At 69.4% G+C, this 19,028-nt stretch carries 18 protein-coding genes; 10 read left to right on the top strand and 8 right to left on the bottom strand.

The features are described 5' to 3' along the window. The first annotated feature begins 168 nt into the window (after positions 1-168). The 5 genes from QH290_RS31745 (at position 169) to QH290_RS31765 (ending at position 6,791) form a co-directional block, all read left to right on the top strand. On the top strand, positions 169-1,353 hold the full coding sequence (locus QH290_RS31745; protein ID WP_280386902.1) for a glycosyltransferase: 1,185 nt from the start codon (positions 169-171) through the stop codon (positions 1,351-1,353). 92 nt (positions 1,354-1,445) lie between these two features. After that, positions 1,446-1,868, top strand: a complete 423-nt coding sequence (locus QH290_RS31750) for an SgcJ/EcaC family oxidoreductase (protein ID WP_280386904.1) — start codon at positions 1,446-1,448, stop codon at positions 1,866-1,868. A gap of 113 nt (positions 1,869-1,981) precedes the next feature. Continuing rightward, entirely contained in the window at positions 1,982-2,662 is a 681-nt protein-coding gene (locus QH290_RS31755; protein WP_280386906.1) for a biliverdin-producing heme oxygenase, read from the top strand. Positions 2,663-2,980: 318 nt separating this feature from the next. Then, positions 2,981-4,990, top strand: coding sequence for an SDR family oxidoreductase (locus QH290_RS31760; protein WP_280386908.1), 2,010 nt, complete (start codon positions 2,981-2,983; stop codon positions 4,988-4,990). Between the two features lie 109 nt (positions 4,991-5,099). After that, the gene (locus QH290_RS31765; protein WP_280386910.1) at positions 5,100-6,791 is read left to right on the top strand and encodes a bifunctional metallophosphatase/5'-nucleotidase; all 1,692 of its coding nucleotides are present in this window, start codon (positions 5,100-5,102) and stop codon (positions 6,789-6,791) included. Between the two features lie 4 nt (positions 6,792-6,795). Here the strand turns inward: QH290_RS31765 and QH290_RS31770 are convergent, their stop codons facing one another. The 4 genes from QH290_RS31770 to QH290_RS31785 form a co-directional block, all read right to left on the bottom strand. Beyond that, positions 6,796-7,449: a cutinase family protein gene (locus QH290_RS31770; RefSeq protein WP_280267042.1), complete on the bottom strand. Its 654-nt coding sequence runs from the start codon at positions 7,447-7,449 to the stop codon at positions 6,796-6,798. A gap of 228 nt (positions 7,450-7,677) precedes the next feature. After that, positions 7,678-8,610, bottom strand: coding sequence for an alpha/beta fold hydrolase (locus tag QH290_RS31775; protein ID WP_280386912.1), 933 nt, complete (start codon positions 8,608-8,610; stop codon positions 7,678-7,680). Positions 8,611-8,712: 102 nt separating this feature from the next. Continuing rightward, positions 8,713-9,600, bottom strand: coding sequence for an expansin EXLX1 family cellulose-binding protein (locus QH290_RS31780; RefSeq protein WP_280386914.1), 888 nt, complete (start codon positions 9,598-9,600; stop codon positions 8,713-8,715). 113 nt (positions 9,601-9,713) lie between these two features. Beyond that, positions 9,714-10,715, bottom strand: coding sequence for a zinc-binding alcohol dehydrogenase family protein (locus tag QH290_RS31785; protein ID WP_280386941.1), 1,002 nt, complete (start codon positions 10,713-10,715; stop codon positions 9,714-9,716). Positions 10,716-10,823: 108 nt separating this feature from the next. Here QH290_RS31785 and QH290_RS31790 point away from each other — a divergent pair, with 108 nt between their 5' ends. From QH290_RS31790 to QH290_RS31810, 5 genes are all read left to right on the top strand, one after another. Then, complete coding sequence (locus QH290_RS31790; RefSeq protein ID WP_280386916.1) at positions 10,824-11,690, top strand: RpnC/YadD family protein; 867 nt, start codon at positions 10,824-10,826, stop codon at positions 11,688-11,690. Positions 11,691-11,761: 71 nt separating this feature from the next. Further along, the gene (locus tag QH290_RS31795; protein WP_280386918.1) at positions 11,762-12,754 is read left to right on the top strand and encodes a TIGR03557 family F420-dependent LLM class oxidoreductase; all 993 of its coding nucleotides are present in this window, start codon (positions 11,762-11,764) and stop codon (positions 12,752-12,754) included. Between the two features lie 43 nt (positions 12,755-12,797). Continuing rightward, positions 12,798-13,451: a TetR/AcrR family transcriptional regulator gene (locus tag QH290_RS31800; protein ID WP_280267037.1), complete on the top strand. Its 654-nt coding sequence runs from the start codon at positions 12,798-12,800 to the stop codon at positions 13,449-13,451. Beyond that, complete coding sequence (locus QH290_RS31805; protein ID WP_280267036.1) at positions 13,448-14,077, top strand: TetR/AcrR family transcriptional regulator; 630 nt, start codon at positions 13,448-13,450, stop codon at positions 14,075-14,077. Before QH290_RS31800 ends, QH290_RS31805 begins: the two co-directional genes overlap by 4 nt. Positions 14,078-14,093: 16 nt before the next feature. Continuing rightward, a complete protein-coding gene (locus tag QH290_RS31810; protein ID WP_280386920.1) occupies positions 14,094-15,461 on the top strand; it encodes an ABC1 kinase family protein in 1,368 nt (455 codons plus the stop codon). A 6-nt stretch (positions 15,462-15,467) separates the two neighbouring features. Here the strand turns inward: QH290_RS31810 and QH290_RS31815 are convergent, their stop codons facing one another. The 4 genes from QH290_RS31815 to QH290_RS31830 form a co-directional block, all read right to left on the bottom strand. Continuing rightward, positions 15,468-16,076, bottom strand: a complete 609-nt coding sequence (locus QH290_RS31815) for a hypothetical protein (RefSeq protein WP_280386922.1) — start codon at positions 16,074-16,076, stop codon at positions 15,468-15,470. Positions 16,077-16,089: 13 nt separating this feature from the next. Continuing rightward, on the bottom strand, positions 16,090-17,031 hold the full coding sequence (locus QH290_RS31820) for an MlaD family protein (protein ID WP_280386924.1): 942 nt from the start codon (positions 17,029-17,031) through the stop codon (positions 16,090-16,092). Then, positions 17,028-17,975, bottom strand: coding sequence for an MlaD family protein (locus tag QH290_RS31825; protein ID WP_280386925.1), 948 nt, complete (start codon positions 17,973-17,975; stop codon positions 17,028-17,030). The genes QH290_RS31820 and QH290_RS31825 overlap by 4 nt, the downstream gene beginning before the upstream one ends. Before the next feature lie 71 nt (positions 17,976-18,046). After that, on the bottom strand, positions 18,047-19,027 hold the full coding sequence (locus QH290_RS31830; protein ID WP_280386926.1) for an MCE family protein: 981 nt from the start codon (positions 19,025-19,027) through the stop codon (positions 18,047-18,049). Between the last annotated feature and the right edge of the window lies 1 nt (position 19,028).

Consider the following 19,028-nt stretch of genomic DNA (forward strand, 5'->3'; position numbering starts at 1 on the left):
TCGCGGGCCCGCTCAACTACATGGGCGTCAACCCGAAGCTGGCAATTGCGAACTCCCCCAGCCCAGTCCGTAACGCGCCGGTTCCCGCACCCCCTGCGTGTTCCCGCACCCCTTTCGAGGCCCTGCAGCCCGTGCGGGAACACGCACGGGGTGCGGGAAAGGGTAGCCATGGGCGGGCGTCGCATCGCGGTGGTGCACGAGCGGTTCACGGAGTTCGGGGGGTCGGAGGCGGTGGTGGGCGAGTTCATGAGGATCTGGCCCGATGCGGTGGTGCATGCGCCGATCGTGACGCCGGAATGCGTCGCGGCGGTGCGGGCGGACGGCGGTGGTGGCGCACAATGCTCCGGCCGCCCTCCATTCGATTGCGACACATCGGCAGCGTTGCGCCAGAACGTAATCCATACCACCTGGCTGACCCGCGCCCACGAACTCACCGGTCGCCGTTCGCATGCTGCGCTGCTGCCGCTCGTGCCCCGGGCGCTGCGTCGGCTTCCCTTGGCCGGGGACTACGACGCGGTGGTCGTCAGCCATCATGCCTTCGCCACCCAGGCCGCGTTCGCCACCGACGCGCCGGTGATCGCCTACGTGCACAGCCCGGCGCGGTGGGCGTGGGACCGCGGCTTCCGCGAGCGCGAAGCGGGCGGCCGCGCAGGACAATTCGCCCTCGCCGCGCTCGGCCACCTCGCCCGGCGGGCGGAGATGCGCGCCGCGCCCCGGCTGGCGCAGGTGATCGCCAACTCGCAGGCGGTGGCCGACCGTGTCTGGGACTGGTGGGGCCTGGAGTCGACCGTGGTGCACCCTCCGGTCCGCATCGGCCGCTTCTCCCCCGATCCCGGCGTCGCGCGCGAGGACTTCTTCCTGTTCGCCGGGCGACTGGTCCCCTACAAGCGCCCCGATATCGCGATCCGTGCCGCACAGCGGGCCGGATGCCGCCTGGTCGTGCTGGGCGACGGCCGGTTTCGCAGTCATCTGGAGACCCTCGCCGGTCCCGAGACGACCTTCCTCGGCGCCGCCCCCGACGATGTCCTGGTCGACATGTACCGCCGCTGCCGCGCCCTGCTCATGCCGGGCGTGGAGGACTTCGGCATCGTGCCCGTGGAGGCAATGGCCTGCGGCACACCGGTTCTCGCGGTCGGCGAGGGCGGAGCCCTCGATACCGTGCGGCCCGGCGTCACCGGCGAACATCTGGCGTTCGGCGATGACGCGGCCGTCGTCGCCCGCTTCGCCGCCGCCATGCGCGAGTTCGATTCCGCCGCTTACGATCCCGCCGTCGTCCGCACCCACGCCGAGTCCTACTCCCCCGCCGCGTTCCGGGCCCGGATCGCCGACACGGTCGCCGACATCGTGGACTGAGGCGTCGGGGCATGGCCGCCGTCACCGAACGGATACCCCCGTAACCGGCGCGGCCTTGACCTCGAGTTCCGTTCAGGTTTCATGCTGAAGCAATGGACCACGACGACGAACAGGCGATCCGGACCGCGCTGAAGGAACACACCGACCTCTGGATCCGCCACGACATGGACGAATGGGGCACGTTCTTCACCGAGGACTCGGACTTCATCACGCACCGCGGAATCTGGTGGCGCACCCGCCGGGAGAACGTGGCAGGCCACAAGGACGCCCCGGCCTCGGTGATCACCCAGAAACAGAACTACACCCAGACCATCGTCGACATCCAGGAAATCGCCCCGACCGTCGCCCTCGTCCACACCGCATGGACCTGGCCCGACCACCGCCTACCGGGAGCGGACCCCGAGGACCGCCGCGGTTTCATCACCCTGGTCCTGGTCAAACGCGACGACACCTGGCTCATCCGAGCCGCCCACAACACCCGAATCAACGGCCTCGACGACTTCACCCCCGCATGACCGCCCTCGAACCCTCCGAAAGTTTGATTCACGGACTCTCCCCGACCGGTATCGTCATGGGTGAAGTTAGGTTACCCATAGTCGTGTGTGGAGTGGGACGAGGAAGCAGGATCATGCCGGATATCAGCACATCGTCGGAGGGCGTGCCGTTCTCCGCGCAGATCCGCACCGCTACCGAGCGGCAACATGCGGATGCGGAGAATTCCACGTTCATGAGCGACATGCTCGGCGGTGCCCTCGGCGTGGACGCGTTCTACCGCTACACCGGCCAGCTGTGGCACGTGTACCGCGCGCTCGAGTCGCAGTGGGACACCCTCGCGGGTGATCCGGTCGCGGGTCCGTTCGTGCGCCCCGAGCTGGCCCGCCTCGCCAATATCGAGGCCGACCTGGCCCATCTCGGCGGCCCGGACTGGCGTGCCGATCTGGATCCGCTGCCGTCCACCGTCACCTACGCCGCGCGGGTCGAGGAATGCGCGCGGAGCTGGCCGGGCGGCTACGTCGCCCACCACTACACCCGCTACCTCGGCGACCTGTCCGGCGGCCAGGTGATCCGCGGGACCGCCGAGAAGCTGTGGCAGCTGCCCAAGCGCGGCAACGGGGTGCGGTTCTACGTCTTCGACCAGATCCCGAACCCCGCGGCGTTCAAGCGCGAATACCGCGTGCTGCTCGACCAGCTCGCCGTCGACGATCTCGAGAAGCAGCGCGTGCTCGGCGAGTGCCAGCGGGCCTTCGCGCTCAACACCGCCCTGTTCGCCGACCTCGCCGCGGAATTCCCGGTGCGGCGGCAGGGCTGATTTCCGCCGAACCGGCGTTTGCCCGAAAGTTACCACCTGCGTCTCGTGGTTACCGAAAACCGTTGACACACATACCGAACGGCGCCTCACGTGGTGACACGACGCACACCGCGAGGGGCGCCGTGTGGTTGCGAGCCCATACCGTTCACCGTTAAAGTTACCCATCAGTTAGGCACGAAGGTGTTCCTACCTCGGCCCGACTTCTGTTATCGGGCCGTGTATTCCACGTCCGCATCCACCGACGAATGTCGGACGAGCAGTGTCGCGCTTCGAACGAGAAGCCATGTGCGACAACGGGTTCGACAGGCAGGAGGGGCGATGGTCTCCTACATCGTGACGGGTGGCACGGGATTTCTGGGACGGCGGGTGGTGCAGGGTCTGCTCGAGGACGACCCCGGCGCGGTGATCCACGTGCTGGTGCGCGAGGCATCGGCCGCCAAGCTCGACGAACTGGCCGCGGGCTGGAACGCGCAGGATCGGGTCTTCCCGCTGATCGGCGACCTCGCCGCGGAGGGTCTGGGCCTGCAGGACGATCCGCCCGCCGCGGAGCACGTCGTGCACCTGGGCGCGGTCTACGACATGACCGCCGACGAGGAATCGGCCTACGCCGCCAACGTCACCGGCACCCGCGGGGTCATCGCGCTGGCCACCGGTCTGGGCGCGATGCTGCACCACGTGTCGTCGGTCGCGGTCGCGGGCGATCACCGCGGCCAGTTCTTCGAGGACGATTTCGACCTCGGCCAGAACCTGAACTCGCCCTACCACCGCACCAAGTTCGCGGCCGAGAAGCTGGTCCGGGAGTCGAAGGGGCTGCGCTGGCGAGTCTACCGACCGGCGATCATCGTCGGCGATTCGCGCACCGGCGAGATGGACAAGATCGACGGGCCGTACTACTTCTTCCCGGCCATCGCGCGGCTGGCGGGCCTGCCGTCGGAACTCCCGCTCCCCCTGCCGGATCTGGGCGCCACCAATATCGTTCCCGTCGACTACGTGGCCGCCGCGATGGTGCGCCTCATCCGCCGCCCCGGACTGCACAAGCGCACCTTCCACCTGGTCAACCCCGATCCGCAGCCGTTCGCGGAGGTCTACGCCGCGCTCGCTCGCGCCGCCGGGGCACCGGCGGGTCTCGGCGCCGTGCCGGGCAGCCATGCCGCGCTGCAGGCGCTGGCGCACCTGCCGGGCGCCACCCAGGCCCGCGATGTGCTGTTGCGGCAGGTGGGAATTCCCGCCGAGGTCGCGCCGCACGTGTCGTTCGCCTCCGAATTCGTCTCCGATTCCACCCGCGCCCGCCTGCGCGGCCTGCCGGTGCCCGCCTTCGAGTCCTACGCCGCCGAGCTCTGGCAGTACTGGCGCGCGCACCTGGATCCCGACCGCGCCCGCCGCGGCGAGAGCGGCGATCGGCTGCGCGGCCGCATCGTGCTCGTCACCGGTGCCTCCTCCGGCATCGGCCTCGCCACCGCCCACGCCGTCGCCCGCCGCGGCGCCACCGTGCTGATGGTCGCCCGCAATCTCGACGAGCTGGAGGCCGCCGCCGCCGACGTCCGCGCCGAAAGCGGTGCGGCGCAGGCATACTCGTGCGACATCACCGACGAGAAGGCGGTCGAGCTGCTGGTCAAGCAGGTGCTCGCCGATCACGGCCACGTCGACTACGCGGTCAACAACGCGGGCCGCTCGATCCGCCGCTCCGTGCTCAATTCCACCGACCGGATGCACGATTTCGAGCGCACCATGGCGGTCAACTACTTCGGTGCGGTGCGGCTCATCCTGGCCCTGCTGCCCGGGATGCGCGAGCGGCGGTTCGGGCACTTCGTGAACATCTCCTCGATCGCCGTGCAGACCAAGCTGCCCCGTTTCGCCGCCTACGTGGCGAGCAAGTCCGCACTGGACACCTTCAGCGAGATCGCGGCCGTCGAGAATGCCGACGCCGGAATAACATTCACGTCGGTGCGGATGCCGCTGGTGCGTACCCCGATGATCGCGCCGACCGAGCTGTACCGCTCGATCCCGGTGCATACACCGGAGCAGGCCGCCGCCATCGTCGTGCGCGCACTGCAGGAGCGCCCGGCCCGAATCGACACGCCCATAGGCACTTTCGCCCAGCTGGTGGAGACGGTGCTGCCCTCGGTGAAGAAGACGATCCTGCACCAGGGCTTCCGCCGGTTCGGCGAGTCCCGCGCGGCGGAGCGCGGCGGGGACGCGACGCAACCGCCCGAGCGGTCCGGTGGCCGCGCTCCGCTGCTCGCTCTCGCACCGATCGTGCGGCCGCTGATGGGCCTGCCGACTCCCGCCGCCCGCATCGTGAACCGTATTCCCGGCCTGCACTGGTGATTTCGCCGAGGTACTTCCTGATGAACTCCCGCACCTACCAGGTGGCGGCTGACCGGAGTTCACCTGTCCGTCGTGCATCGGCCGTCGGAGTCTGCCAGAGTCGTTGCCTATGCAGGCTCGTCATCGTGCCGGTGCGTTACTCGCGACCGTATTCATGCTGCTCGCACCGTCCGGGTGCGGTGACAGCGAGAACAAATCCGCGCCGCCGGTCTCCGGGCACAACGCGATACCCCTCGTCTCGACCGGCAGCCTCCCTCCGGCACAGCCGGGCGAGGTGCATCTGTTCGGCCTCAACGACCTGCACGGCAATCTGCAGCCACCGTCGGGCAGCAACGGGCACGTCGCGAGCTATCCCGCGGGCGGCGCGGCCTACCTGGCGGCCCACCTGGGCCGTCTGCAGGCGGCGTACCCGCACAGCGCCGTCCTGACCGCGGGCGACAATGTCGGCGCCAGCCCGCTGCTGTCGGCGCTGTTCCACGACGAGCCCACGATCTCCTTCCTCAACTCGGTGGGCACGGCCGCGTCCGCGGTCGGCAATCACGAATTCGACGACGGCGTCCTGGAATTGGCCCGCCTGCAGGGCGGCGGTTGCGCCTGGGACGGCTGCGCGCCGGGAGATCCGTTCACCGGAGCCAAGTTTCCCTACCTCGCCGCCAATGTCACCGACGCCGGTGGCCGGCTCCCACCGGGACTGCGGCCCTGGACGATGCTCGAACTCGGCGGTCACAAGATCGGCGTCGTCGGCACCGTCACGACCGAGACCGCGAATATCGTCTTCCCCGAGGGTATTCGCGGCTACACGTTCGGCGACGAGGCCGAGGCCGTCAACCGATACGTCCCGCAGCTGCGGGCCGCGGGCGCGGAAACCGTGGTCGCCCTGATGCACGACGGCGGGGCGCAGCGAACCCACGGCGCGCCCGTCGACTACAACGGCTGCGCCGATATCACGCCGAATGTCACGGCCCTCGCCGAACGCACCGATCCGGCGGTGCGCGTGGTGATCACCGGCCACAGCCACCAGGCATACAACTGCCGCATCGGCGACAAGGTCGTCACCCAGGCGGCCTCCAACGGCAGGCTCATCACCGATATCGCGCTGCGATTCCACGACGGAACGGTCGACGCGTCCGCCACCAACCGCGTCGTCACGCGCGATATCGCCCCCGACCCGGACACCGCCCGGCTCGTCGACTTCTTTGCCGCCCAGGCGAAGCCGCGTGCCGAGCGGGTCATCGGCACCGCCACCGCGCCATTGCCCAGCGAACCGGCGCCCGCGGGCGACTCCCCGCTCGGTGACCTCATCGCCGACGCCATGCTCGCCGCCATGGCACCGGATCAGGCGGTGGCGGCGTTCATGAATCCCGGTGGGGTGCGGGCGGATCTGAGCGGCGGCGCCATCACCTACGAGCGCGCGTACACCGTGCAGCCGTTCGGCAACCAGATCGTCACCGTGCAACTGACCGGTCAGCAAATCCTCGGCCTGCTGGAGCAGCAGTGGAGCAACGCCGACAGGCCGGGCGTGCTCTCGGTCGCCGGAATCACCTACGCCTATTCCGATTCCGCTCCCACGGGCCACAAGGTCGTCGCCGACAGCGTGCGGATCGGCGGCCAGCCGCTCAATCCCGTTGCCGCCTACCGCGTCTCGACCAACAACTTCCTCGCCTCCGGCGGCGACGGGTTCAGCATGTTCACCCAGGGCACCCGGGCGGCGGTCGGCCCGACGGATCTCGACGCCCTCGAGTCCTATCTGCGGACTCGCGGTGCGGTCGAGCCTCCGCCGGGCCGGATCGAGCGCCGCTGAGGCACTACAGCCGCGAAGCGGCGAAATCGGCTGCGGCACCGGTGAATCCGGCGTATACATTGTGTGCGCCCGGGTTCAGCCCACCGCCGCAGACGGGATCGCCCTCGGCACAGTAGTTCGCGGTCCGCCACAGGTACGGCTCGGGCACGGCCCAGCCGATCAGCCGCAGCGGGTCACCGAACAGCAGCACCGACGACACCCGGCCACCGAGATTGCCGTCCACCCGGACCGCGCCCGGAATGTGGTTGGTGATACCGGTGCCCAGCGCCGTGTGCACGACCACCGCACCCTGCGAGTATCCCGCCAGGACGAATCGCTGATCCGGGCAGACCGCGGACTGATGGGCAAGGTGCGCAACGAGATCCGCGCTCCCCTTCCCCACCGAGAACACGTCGGTCAGATCCGCCGGGTAGTTCACGGGATAGGCGCTCACGCTCACGGGGAGCCGATCCCACACCGCGTCGTAGAGCGGATCGCCCACGCCCGCGCCGAGATGACCCGGTTCCCCGGTACCCCTGGCCACCACCAGATCGACGTCCGCGCACCATTGCGCGCTCGCCTGCGGTGCGGGATGCGCCACGCCCACCAACAGTAGCAGTGCGGCGAATACCCAAGCGATACGCCACTTTCCAGACAGCAACACCTTCCGGTCGCCCATGTTCCTCACCTGCTCACACCGTTGTGAGAGGCCGTACTGACTGTTGTCAGAGACTATTGTCTTCGGCCAGCTATGCGCCCCAAGGTAAGGAGGGAACCGAATGGCGGCAATGAAGTGTGCTGGAGAGATACCCAATTGCCGCGCCGCCACGGCCGCCGGTGAATTTCGTTATCGGGCAGCAACTCCAAGACAACGAACCCGACCGGTCCGTGACTGGGATTTCCGGGCCTATCGCCGCGCGGCCACGTCCGCGCAGGCGTCGAGGAGCGCCGGGACGAAGACGTCCGCCTCGAGCGCGCAGGCCGCATGTCCGGCCCGGGCCAGGAAGATCTCCGCTCCCGGAATGAGTTTCGCCATCTCCAATTGCCGATGGACCGGCAGGGCCCGATCGTGGGTCGTGATGACCACGGCGGCAGGGACCCGCAGCGTCGGCAGCCAGCCGGAGGAATCGAATCGGCCCAGCTCCGCGATGGCCTGCGCGATGGCCCAGCCGCTGGTGCTGCGCAGTTCGGCCATCGCCCACCGGTCCATGCGGCCGGTATCCCAAGTGGCCTGCGGTAATTCGGGCAGTCGGCGGGCCGCCAGCGCCACCCGCCGTGCCGCCGTCCGCGACAGCCCGCCCATCATCGCTCCCATCGCGCGATGGAATGCCCGCTCGCGCCACTTCTCCTGGAAGCGATAGGTAGTGGCGCACAGGACGATTCCGCCGAAGCGGTCCGGATGCCGGTGCGCCGCGAGCTGAGCCACGATGCCGCCCATGGAATATCCGGCCAGGATGGGCCTGTCGACTCCGAGCAGGTCCGCGACCGCGGCGACGTCGTCGGCCAGATCATCCAATTTCCACTGGGGTGAACGGATTCCGTGACCGTGCCAGCGCTGATCGTAGAGCACGACCCGGTAGCGCTCCGACAGCTCCGCCAGCGCCGGGAACCAGTTGAGCATGGCCGTGGTGACCACCCCGTGCAGCAGGAACACCGTCGGCGCGTCGACCGGCCCGGGGATGTCCACCAAGTAGGTGCGACCCCGGCCCGGCAGCTGCACCATGCGCCCCGCGGGCACCTCGGTCAGCCGCGAGACACGCCGCCCGAAGCGGCGTTTCGGGCGCAGCGGCCCACCGCCGGTCCGCTCGCCGTCGACCGCGACCAGATCCGGGTCCACCATCGAATGCCTCCTGGCGGGGAGCGAATTAGAACACGTTACAGTCCATCATGCCACAGCCCGAAGCCGTCGCGGACGCCGACGGTGGCGCACGGCGCCGCGCGATCAGGAGCAGGCATCGATGGTGGTGGTCGCCATCGGAGCGGGCGCGGGTGATGGCCGTGGGGTAGGTGCGGGCGCGGGCAGGTCGTACAGCCCCACGCCGGTGTGCCGGATCTCCCCCGGCGTGACTTCGATCCCCGGTATGCGCACCTGGTGCCCCTCGACATCGGTCACCAGTGCGGTGAACGGGCCGGACCCCGCCCCGGACGTCGACCAGTAGTTGTCCATACCGCGGGTCAGCGTCACGCCGGGACCGCCCGCGTCGGGGCGAATCTCCACGCGGCTCAACGGATTTCCGGCATTGCCGAACAGCAGCGCCATCCAGTGCGCCGACGAACCGTCCTTGACCCGGTAGATCAGCTCCGGAATCGGGACCGGGTTGTGTACCCGGCGCAGCCGGATCTGCGCGACCCCGGCGCTGCGATCGGCGATCCGGGTGAAGGCGGCGGTGCTCAGATCGTAGTGTCCCGGGGCGCATCCCGGGCAGCGGTCGACGATCTGGGCGCGCACGCTCCCGAGCGGACCCTCGAGGTCGACGACCGTACCGCACGCGGCGCTTCCGGCGTATTCCTCGGTCGGTACGCCGACATAGAAGCCGTCCAGCGGCAGCTCCGGGTACGAGCACGCCACGCCCTGGCCGAACGTGTAGTAGCGGGCCTCCCCCGGCTGCGCCGGATCACGCTGTTCCACGGGCGTAACCAGCTGCGGCACAGTGATACTCGGCAGTGTCACCGGCCGGGCGGGCGCCGGAGCGCCTTGGGATGTGCGGCAGGCGGCGGGCTCGGGTCTGGATACCCACAGTGCGGCCGCCACCACGACCCCCACGGCCAGCGCCGTGAACAGCCACGGCCGCGCGGCGCGGATGTGTTGCTGCTGTGTTACCCGATGCATCGTCCAAGCCTCCGGTTCCTTTCGCCACTTATTTCACAGCAAAGCAGCAGAACCCGGATTATTGGATCCGAATCGCGAACTCGGAGTGGAAATCTCGGCGTGTCTGCGGCGTGTCAGGGGATCAGCACCGCGGCGCCCGCAAACTTCCCGTGTGCCAGATCGGTCAGCGCGCGATCCGCCGCGGCCAGCGGATATGGGTGCACGGTGACGTCGATGCGGCGCTCCGCGGCGAACGCCAGGAATTCGCGGGCATCGGCGCGCGTATTGGCCGTCACCGAGCGAATCTCGCGCTCCTGGAACAGATGCCGCTGATAGTTCAGCGCCGGAACATCGGTGAGATGGATGCCCGCGACGGCCAGCACGCCGCCGCGGTCGAGCGCCGCGAGCGCCGGCGGCACGAGGTCGCCGACCGGGGCGAACAGGATCGCCGAATCCAGCGGTACCGGCGGTGTGTCCGCGGCGCCCTGCGCGGAGGCGGCACCCAGCTCCAGGGCCAGCGCCCGCGCCTGCGGGTCGCGGGTCATGACATGCACCTCGGCGCCGCGCGCGAGTGCGACCTGGGCGGCGAGGTGCGCGCTGCCGCCGAAGCCGTAGATACCCAGCCGCCCACCCGGCGGCAGCGCGGCGCGCTGCAGCGCCCGGTAGCCGATGATCCCCGCGCACAGCAGCGGCGCCAGCTCGGCGGCGGCGTAACCGGGCGGCAGTGGATGCGCGTAATCTGCTGGCACGGTGGCGAATTCGGCATATCCGCCATCGGCGTCCCAGCCCGTGTAACGGGACTCCGGGCACAGGTTCTCCGCGCCGCGGCGGCAGTATGCGCACTCGCCACAGGTATGCCGCAGCCACGCGATGCCCACGCGGTCGCCGATCGCGAACCACTCCGCCTCCCCCGGACCGAGCGCCACCACCTCGCCGACCACCTCGTGTCCGGGCACCACGCCCGGCCGGTGCACCGGCAGATCCCCCTCTGCCACATGCAGATCCGTGCGGCACACCCCGCACGCCAGCACCCGCACCAGCAGCTCGCCCGGCCGCGGATCCCGGACCGGGGCGCGCACCCGATCCATCGGACGCGCCTCGATCCGGCCGGGGCGCAGCACCCGCCACGCCGTCATCGTGCCGTCGTGCGTACTCACCGCCGCCTCTCTCCGCAGACTCTCGCCTTCAAGATTAATACCGCCACAATCGAACACACTTTCGAATCTCGAGCTATCCTCGTCCGCATGGTCAGCTCCCGGCACGAGGCGATGCACCGAATCTTCCGACACGACCCCGGCGTCTTCGCCCGCGCCTTCCACGCCCTGGACCTGCCCCTGCCCGCCCCCGTCGCCGTCGACCTCATGCCCACCGACCTCACCGAGATCACTCCCCTCGAACGCCGGGTGGACACCCTGCTGCGCATCGAAACCACCGACGGCCCGTTCCTGCTACTCGTCGAGGCGCAGAGCCGCGACGATCCGGACAAGCCCGCCGCCTGGGCGTACTACCTGGCCCACGCGCACAGCAAGTATCGGCTCCCCGTCGTCCTGCTGGTCGTCTGCCACGACAAGGTGACCGCGCTCTGGGCAGCCCGGCCACCGACCATCGGCCTGCCGGTGTGGCCCAGCCTCACCGTTCAGCCCATGGTGCTCGGCCCGCACAATCTACCGATCGTCACCGACACCGAGACCGCCGCCGCCGATATCCCCCTGGCCGCCCTCTCCGCCGTCGCACACGCCAAACAACCGTGCATCGGTGACATACTGAAGGCGCTGGCCACCGCGCTGCAGCAGGTCACCGACGAGGAGGACCGAGCCATCCTCGCCGAACTCACCGAACTCGGCCTCGGCACCACCCCGGCCGCTCACCTCTGGAGGCAGTTGATGACCGACCTGTCGTTCTTCCGCTCGGCGAGTTCACAGATGCTGCGCGATGAGGGGCGCGTCGAGGGCATTGCGGGCAGCATCCTGCGCATCCTCGACCATCGCCACATCCCGGTGCCCGACACCGCCCGCGACCGCATCATCACCTGCGACGACCTCGAACTCCTCGACACCTGGCTCGACCGGGCTATCGACGCCACCTCCATCGACGAGGTACTCGGGCCCTAGCTCCCGATTCACCCGTTCTCGATCGGGTAGCACGCCAGTACCACTGGGAGTCTCGAGAGCGGAGGTGTGCCGTGACGCGGTTCGGATACACGTTGATGACCGAGCAGAGCGGGCCGAAGGAGCTGGTGCGCTACGCGCAGGCGGCCGAGGACGTCGGTTTCGAGTTCGCCACGATCAGCGACCACTACTCGCCCTGGCTGGCGTCGCAAGGACATTCACCCTATGCCTGGTCGGTCCTGGGTGCGGTCGCGGCCGTCACGCGGCGCATGGACCTGATGACCTACGTGACGTGCCCGACGATGCGCTATCACCCGGCGGTGGTGGCGCAGAAGGCCGCGACCGTGCAGATCCTCTCCGACGGCCGGTTCACGCTGGGCCTGGGCAGCGGCGAGAATCTCAACGAGCACGTGATCGGCGCCGGTTGGCCGAGCGTCGCCGAACGTCAGGAGCGGCTGCGCGAGGCGGTGCAGCTCATCCGGGAGCTGCACACCGGGAACACCGTCACCCGCCACGGCCGCTGGTACCGCGCCGACGCCGCGCGGCTGTGGGACCTGCCCGAGACGCCCGTGCCGATCGCGGTCGCGGTGTCCGGGTCCCGTTCGGTGGACCGGTTCGCCCCGCTGGCCGACGAAATGGTGCTCACCGCACCGGAGTCGGAGCTGATCGAGCAGTGGCACCGGACCCGGTCGCTGGTGCTCGGCGACAGCACCCGGTCCCGGGTCACCTGTCAGGTGCCGGTGTCCTGGGACACCCACCGCGACAGCGCGATTCACCGCGCACACGATCAGTTCCGCTGGTTCGCCGGCGGCTGGGCGGTCAACAGCACGGTCACGACCCCGTCCGGATTCTCCGATGCCAGCCAGTTCGTCCGGCCCGAGGATGTCGCCGACAGCATTCCCTGCGGCCCGGACCTGGACGAGATGGTGGCGGCCGTCCGCCCGTTCCTGGAGGCCGGATGCACCGATGTCACGATCGTTCAGATCGGCGACGAGCGGCAGGAGGAATTCCTCGCCAAGGCCGCGGGACCGCTACTGGAGAAGCTCCGCGCGGCCGCGTCGGTGTAATAGAGTCGACTGATGTATCAGTCGTAATTCCCGAAAGGCGGCTATGACCACCCCGACTCGGCGTCCCCGCGGGCGTCCCAAGCAGGAGGGTCTGGCCGAACAGCGGCGCGAGCAGATAGTCGAGGCCGCCTACGAGGTGTTCACCGAGCAGGGCTACCGCGCGACCACGGTCTCCGAGATCGCCCGGCGCGCCGGGGTCGGCCAGGGGACCGTGTACCGCTACTTCGACAGCAAGGTCGAGATCCTGCGCGAGGTCTTCGACTGGTCGGCGCAGCGCGGGTTCACCGCGCTGGATCTGGAAAAGCTTGCCGCACCGGTGGATTCGTTCGACGAGCTGGCCGTCCGGATCGATACCGTCGCCACCGCGCTCACCGACCTGGTCGACCGTGACCCGCGCCTGCTGAAGCTGCTCGTCGTGGAGGCCAGCGCCGCCGATCCGGAACTGCAGCAGCGGGTGGTGGGCCTCGAGCAGATGCTGGCCTCGCGCATCGCCGACGCGCTCGCCACCGGCATCGCCAGCGGCCGCGTGCGAGCCGATGTGCCCGCCCGGGTCTACGGCCACCTGCTGATCAGCCTGGTGCTGCCGGGCTTCACCGACGTGTTCTACGCACGCATGACGCCCGCGCTGCGCGCCCGGCACGCGGCGGCGGTCAGCGACCTGCTCGAACGAGCCCTGCGCACCGGGACGGCCTCGTGAAACCTGCCGAGCTCCCGGCCAAGACCGCGAACGCGCGCACCGAACAGCGCCGCACCGAACTCATCGAGACGGCGTCCCGGCTGATCTTCGAGCGCGGCTATCACGAGGTCACCGTCGCCGATATCGCCGCCGAGCTCGGGGTCGGCCACGGGACGTTCTACAACTATTTCGGCAACCGGCGCGACATCCTCGACGCGGTGATCGACACCCGCTTCGCCGCGATCAACGAGCGCGTCATCGGCGGCGACGGCGCGCCCGCGCACACGATGGAGGAGTTCCTCACCGCCGCAACGGGTATCGCGCAGCGACTGTACACCGCCCTCACCGAGGATCCGGGCCTGGTGCGGTTCGTGCTGTTCGAGGCGCCCGCGATCGACCAGGCGCTCATCGATCGGCTCGACGCGATTCTCGAGGAGATGGCGCTGCTGTCGCGGACGCGGCTCGACGACGGTATCCGCGCCGGATATCTGCGGCCCGACCTCGACAGCGCGGTGGTCGGGCGGTCGGTGATGTCGCTGATCTTCGCCACCGCGCTCGGTGCGCTGTCGGAGCCCGAAGGGCTCTCCGGCGACGATTTCGTCGGCGCCCTGGCCGATCTGCTGCGCCACGGCCTGGGCACCCGATAGCCGTTACGATCGCGCCATGGTTGATGTGCCCACCTCCCGCTTGGCGCGCGGTGGCAGGCTCGGCAAATTCGCTGCGCAGCAAGCGGTTCGGAACGCCCGCCTGCGGTTCGACCGGTTCGCGCGCGGCGAACCGGACCGCGAGGCGGCCGATGCGGCCCTGCTGCGCGCCGCCGACGAGCTGGTCGGGCTGCTCGGCGGCATGAAGGGCGCGGCGATGAAGGTCGGCCAGATGCTGTCCGTCATCGATATCGAGATGATCCCCCGCAGTCATCGGGAACGCTTCCGGAGCAAGCTCGCCGCCCTGCGGGACAGGGCGCCCAGCGTCCCGTTCGAGCGGATGCGGCCGGTCCTGGAGGAGGATCTCGGGCGGCCCCTCGGCGACGCGTTCGCCGAATTCGACACCGAACCCGTGGCGGCGGCGTCGATCGGCCAGGTGTATCGCGCCCGGCTGGCCGACGGCCGCGCGGTCGCGGTGAAGGTGCAGTACGCCGGAATCGCGGGTGCGGTCCGTGCGGACCTGAAAAACCTTGCGCTGCTGCTGAAGATGTCCAAACCGATGTTCCCCGGTTTCAGCGCCGCCGCGTTCATGGACGAGCTGCGGCTGCATCTGGAGCAGGAGCTGGACTATCTGCACGAGGCCGCCACCCAGCACGAGCTGGCCGTGTTCTATGCCGGGCATCCCGCAATCCTGGTGCCCGACACCGTGTCCGGGCTGTGCGGGCCCCGGGTGCTCGTCACCGAGTACGTCGACGGTGCGCGGTTCGACGACGTCTGCACGCGGTCGGCGGCCGTGCGCGATCGGGTCGGCGAGATCGTCTTCCGCTTCTACATCGGCGCGCTGTTCCACGATCTGCGGTTCAACGGGGACCCGCATCCGGGAAACGTGCTGCTGACCGCGGACGGCCGCGTGGCATTCCTCGACTTCGGCCTGTTCAAGCGGATGCGCCGGGAGGCAGTGGAATTGGAGCGCGACGGGATGCGCGCGGCGATGGAGGGCCGGGCGGACGCACTGCGCGATGTCATGTGCCGGTCGGGAGCGCTGCGGGCCGAATCCCCCGTCACCGCGGACCAACTCCTGGAATACGTGTACGACGCGTCGCCGTGGACGTTCGACGACGAGGAACTCACCATGTCGACCGATATCGCCGGCGGCGCCTTCATGGTGGTCGCCGACCCGCGCTCGCGCGACTTCGACCGCATGCGCCGCGAGGATCTGCCGCCCGAGCACTTCTTCTCGCGCCGGGCCGATTTCTACACCTTCGGAATGCTGGGCCAGCTCGGCGCCACCGCGAACTGGCACCGCATCGCGCGCGAATGGGTGTACGGCGATCCGCCCGCCACCGAGGTCGGCGTGCTCGACGCGGCATGGCGGGCGGCTCGCTGATCGGGCCTACTTGGGGCCGTAATCGGTGACCTGCCAACCGCTTCCGGACTTCGCGACCGTGACCGACAACAGGTTCGGCGTGGTGGCGGGTTCGGGCTGCTGGATGTTCTGGGTGCGCTGGGTGGCGAAGACCGTCACCGTGTACTGGTCGTTGCCGGTGGGCTCCGCCGCCGTGGCGACCACCTGGCCGGTCGCCACCACCTGGGCCTCGGTCATGATCTTCGCCAGGGTGTCGTGCACGTCGGTGTAGCGCTTGCGCAGCGCCTCGGACGTGTCGCGCTGCACGCCGTCGAAGAAGCCGGGCAGGTTGTTGTAGTCGTAGGTGAGCGAGCGCAGCGTGTAGTCCTCGGCGAGTCGGGCGGCGTGCTCACGGTCGGCATTCTGCTGCCGCAGGGCGGCGAGATCGCCTGCGCTGCTATGCCATTGGTAGGCGAGGACACTCGAGGCCGCGATCAGGACAACGACGACCGCGGCGAGGAGGTACACCACGCGCCGGGAGAACCGTTTCCCACCGCCCGACGACGTTCCGCCCGCATCGGGCGCCGCCCGTTCTCGCTCCGAGGCCGTATCCTCCTCGTGCGCTTCGGTTTTCGCTGTTTCGTTCGCGGTGGTCACCACTTCTCCTCACTCATCTCGGCACTGCGACGGTCACCCGGGCCGGGCCGCCCGGGAAGGTCGCCGAGAGCAGGTCGACTATGGATCCCGCGTCCACCCGCAGGGGTCTGATCACGCTGGTCGCGGGTTTCAGCGCGGTGGCGATGTGCGCCAGGTCGGGCCCGAGCAGCGCGATGTACTGGTCGATCTTCCGCACCAGCGGGCCGAGCGGGGCATCCCAGACCTTCTCCCCCGCCCGGGAATAGTCCTCGAAGGCCCGGATCACATGCAGCACATCGGGTATCGCCTGGTCGATATCGGTGGCGCCGGTGCTGAACACCGGACCGCTACCCGCGAAGTTGTCGCCCAGGGTCTGCGCGTTGCGATACAGCCGGGTCAGCTGCTCTCGCTTGTCGCGCAGCATCCGCGCCGTCATCGTGAGGGCCGTGGTGAGATTCTGCACGTCGGCGTCGCGGCCCTCGAATCCGGCCGACAGCGTATTCGCCAGTCCGGCGATCCTTTCCGGATCGATCTGGTTGTTCAGCCCGTCCAGGCGGGCCAGGGCATCGCTGACGGTGGTGGCCACGCGCACCTGCACGGCGGGGATCACGCTGCCGTCGCGCAGGTACGGGCCCGCCGACGAGCGTGGCCGGAAGTCGAGGAACTGTTCCCCGGCGGCGGAGAGATTCGCGATCCGGACCTCGCTGTCGGCCGGAACCCGGTAGCGCCCATCGAATTCCAGCCGGATCGCCAACCCCTCGGGCGTGGTGCCGATCTGGCGCACCCGGCCGATCCGCATGCCGCGCAGGTCCACCTGCGAGGTCGGCATCAGGCCGCCGGACGAGCGCACCAGCACCGTCACCGACGTGGTGTCGCGGCGGGGATCGATATCGAGCACGCCCACGGTCAGGTAGGCCGCGCAGGCCACCGTCATCACCAGCAGCAGCACCAGGGACAGGGGGCCGGACAGCTTCATCGCACCATTCCGATCGAGCGCAGCACGTGTACGAGCCGATCCGATTGCGCCGCCGCATCATCGGCGATCGCCTGCGGCGTGGCGTCGTGGATCCGGATGTTGGGCGGGGCGCTGAAGAACGGAATCAGCTTCTCGCGCAACAACGTGTCCACGGCGGAGACGTTCTGGGCGACGGTGATGTCGGCGGTCGAGATCGTCCGCAGGGCGGGCGCCAGGATCGCGATCAGGCTGCGGAAGTCGCCGACGAACGGGAGCGCCAGGTCGCCGACGCGATCGGCCAGTCCGCGCGAATCCAGCAGCAGCCGAACGACTCCCAGCAGCACGTCGGACAGGCCCGCGGCCCGGCTCGGCCCCAGCTCCAGGGTGCGGTCCACACCGCTCCTGTGCTGCTGCAGGGTGGCCGACACCGACGCCGCCCCCGCCAGGATCCGGTCCAGATCCGCGGTGTGCGAGCCGAGGTCGTGCAGGGCGGCCTTGCCCGCGGTGACGATGCGGTCCACGTCCGCCGGGTCGTCCGGGAAGGCGGAGTTCACGGTGCGGACCAGCTCCTGCACCTCCGCGAACCGGCCGCCGGTGACGATATTCGACAGCGCCCGCAGAATGTCCTCGACATTCGCCGCCGGCAGGGTGTGCGCGAGCGGGATGGTGTCATTGTCGCCGAGGAACGGCCCGCCGTCGTCCTTCGGGACCGTCAGCGCGATGTGGATATCGCCGAGGATGGTGCTCTGCCGCAGCTCCGCGGTGGTCCCGACCGGCAGCTGCACATCCGAGCGCAGATCCACGGTCGCGACGGCGAGGTTGCCGATCAGGTCGATGCGATCCAGCACGCCGACATCGACCCCGTCGGAGATCACCTTCGCCCGATCCGGAAGATTGAGCACCGACCCGAACTCGATCCGAATCCGATACTGCGCCCCGGACAGATAGGTCCCGGGAATCGGCACATCGGTAGCCCGAATCCCACACCCGCACAACAGCATCGCGCACACGACAAGCAATACGGACAACAGCCGCCTCATCGCAAACCACCCCCTTCGGGCGTCGCACCCGGCAGCCGCTCCGCGATCGGCGGCAGATGCATGAGGATGTCGGCGATGTCTCCCGCCATGCCCGCGTAGACCTTGACGTGGGGCAGGAATTGGTCGAGCAGCTCGTAGGCGCGCTTGTCGTATTTCTCGACATTGCGCACGATGACCGGCAGCAGCTCCACGGCGAGGTCGACCATGCGGGCCAGGTGGGTGGAGACGCCGTCGATCATCTGGATGCCGTCGTGCAGATTGTCCAGCACCGCCTGCATATCCGGCCAGTTGCCGACGAACATGGTGGTGAGGATGTCGAGGTTGTCGACCAGCTTACGGAAGGTGGTGTCGCGGTCGGCGGGGTCGCCCACGATCTGAGAAATCTTCTGCAGCAGCAGATTCCACTGCTGCCCGGTCCCCGAGACGGCGGCGTCGGCGGCGGTGAGGGTCTGCTCGACGACGGCGTCGGGAGTGCCGCCCGGTGCCGGTGCGGCGCCCTGCTGGCCGAGCAGATCGCCCGACAGCTTGCCCACGGCGTCCAGCGCGTCGCTGATGCCGACGGGAGTCCTGGTGCGCTCCAAGGGAATACAGTGCGCGGCGTCGAAGGTCGGGCCGCCCCGGTACGGCTTGGTGAGCTCGAGGTGCCGATCGGTGACGATCGAACTCGACATGGTCACCGCCTCGGCGTCCGCGGGCAGCCGCACCGACCGGTCGATGCTCATCGCCACCCGCATGCGGTCGCCCTCGGCCCGGATCTCGGTGACCTTGCCGATCTCGACGCCGAGCATGGTGACGCTGTTGCCCTCGTACAGGCCGACGGTGTCGGCCAGTTCCGCGCACAGCGTCCGCTGCGCCGGACGCACCTCGTCCAGCCACGGCCGGGCGATCCCGTCGAACGCCGCGGCCGCGCCCACGCCCGCCACGACGGTCAGGGCCAGCCCGGTCATGATCAGAGCCGTCCGGCGCGCCCGTGCCATC

Source organism: Nocardia wallacei (genome assembly GCF_029869545.1).
Taxonomy (GTDB): Bacteria; Actinomycetota; Actinomycetes; order Mycobacteriales; family Mycobacteriaceae; genus Nocardia; species Nocardia wallacei_A.

What these genes read in the sequence shown, in the direction of transcription:
- QH290_RS31745 (WP_280386902.1), top strand. Translation starts at nt 169, where the DNA reads ATGGGCGGGCGTCGCATCGCGGTGGTGCACGAGCGGTTCACGGAGTTC.
- QH290_RS31750 (WP_280386904.1), top strand. Translation starts at nt 1,446, where the DNA reads ATGGACCACGACGACGAACAGGCGATCCGGACCGCGCTGAAGGAACAC.
- QH290_RS31755 (WP_280386906.1), top strand. Translation starts at nt 1,982, where the DNA reads ATGCCGGATATCAGCACATCGTCGGAGGGCGTGCCGTTCTCCGCGCAG.
- QH290_RS31760 (WP_280386908.1), top strand. Translation starts at nt 2,981, where the DNA reads ATGGTCTCCTACATCGTGACGGGTGGCACGGGATTTCTGGGACGGCGG.
- QH290_RS31765 (WP_280386910.1), top strand. Translation starts at nt 5,100, where the DNA reads ATGCAGGCTCGTCATCGTGCCGGTGCGTTACTCGCGACCGTATTCATG.
- QH290_RS31770 (WP_280267042.1), bottom strand. Translation starts at nt 7,449, where the DNA reads ATGGGCGACCGGAAGGTGTTGCTGTCTGGAAAGTGGCGTATCGCTTGG.
- QH290_RS31775 (WP_280386912.1), bottom strand. Translation starts at nt 8,610, where the DNA reads ATGGTGGACCCGGATCTGGTCGCGGTCGACGGCGAGCGGACCGGCGGT.
- QH290_RS31780 (WP_280386914.1), bottom strand. Translation starts at nt 9,600, where the DNA reads ATGCATCGGGTAACACAGCAGCAACACATCCGCGCCGCGCGGCCGTGG.
- QH290_RS31785 (WP_280386941.1), bottom strand. Translation starts at nt 10,715, where the DNA reads ATGACGGCGTGGCGGGTGCTGCGCCCCGGCCGGATCGAGGCGCGTCCG.
- QH290_RS31790 (WP_280386916.1), top strand. Translation starts at nt 10,824, where the DNA reads ATGGTCAGCTCCCGGCACGAGGCGATGCACCGAATCTTCCGACACGAC.
- QH290_RS31800 (WP_280267037.1), top strand. Translation starts at nt 12,798, where the DNA reads ATGACCACCCCGACTCGGCGTCCCCGCGGGCGTCCCAAGCAGGAGGGT.
- QH290_RS31810 (WP_280386920.1), top strand. Translation starts at nt 14,094, where the DNA reads ATGGTTGATGTGCCCACCTCCCGCTTGGCGCGCGGTGGCAGGCTCGGC.
- QH290_RS31820 (WP_280386924.1), bottom strand. Translation starts at nt 17,031, where the DNA reads ATGAAGCTGTCCGGCCCCCTGTCCCTGGTGCTGCTGCTGGTGATGACG.
- QH290_RS31830 (WP_280386926.1), bottom strand. Translation starts at nt 19,027, where the DNA reads ATGGCACGGGCGCGCCGGACGGCTCTGATCATGACCGGGCTGGCCCTG.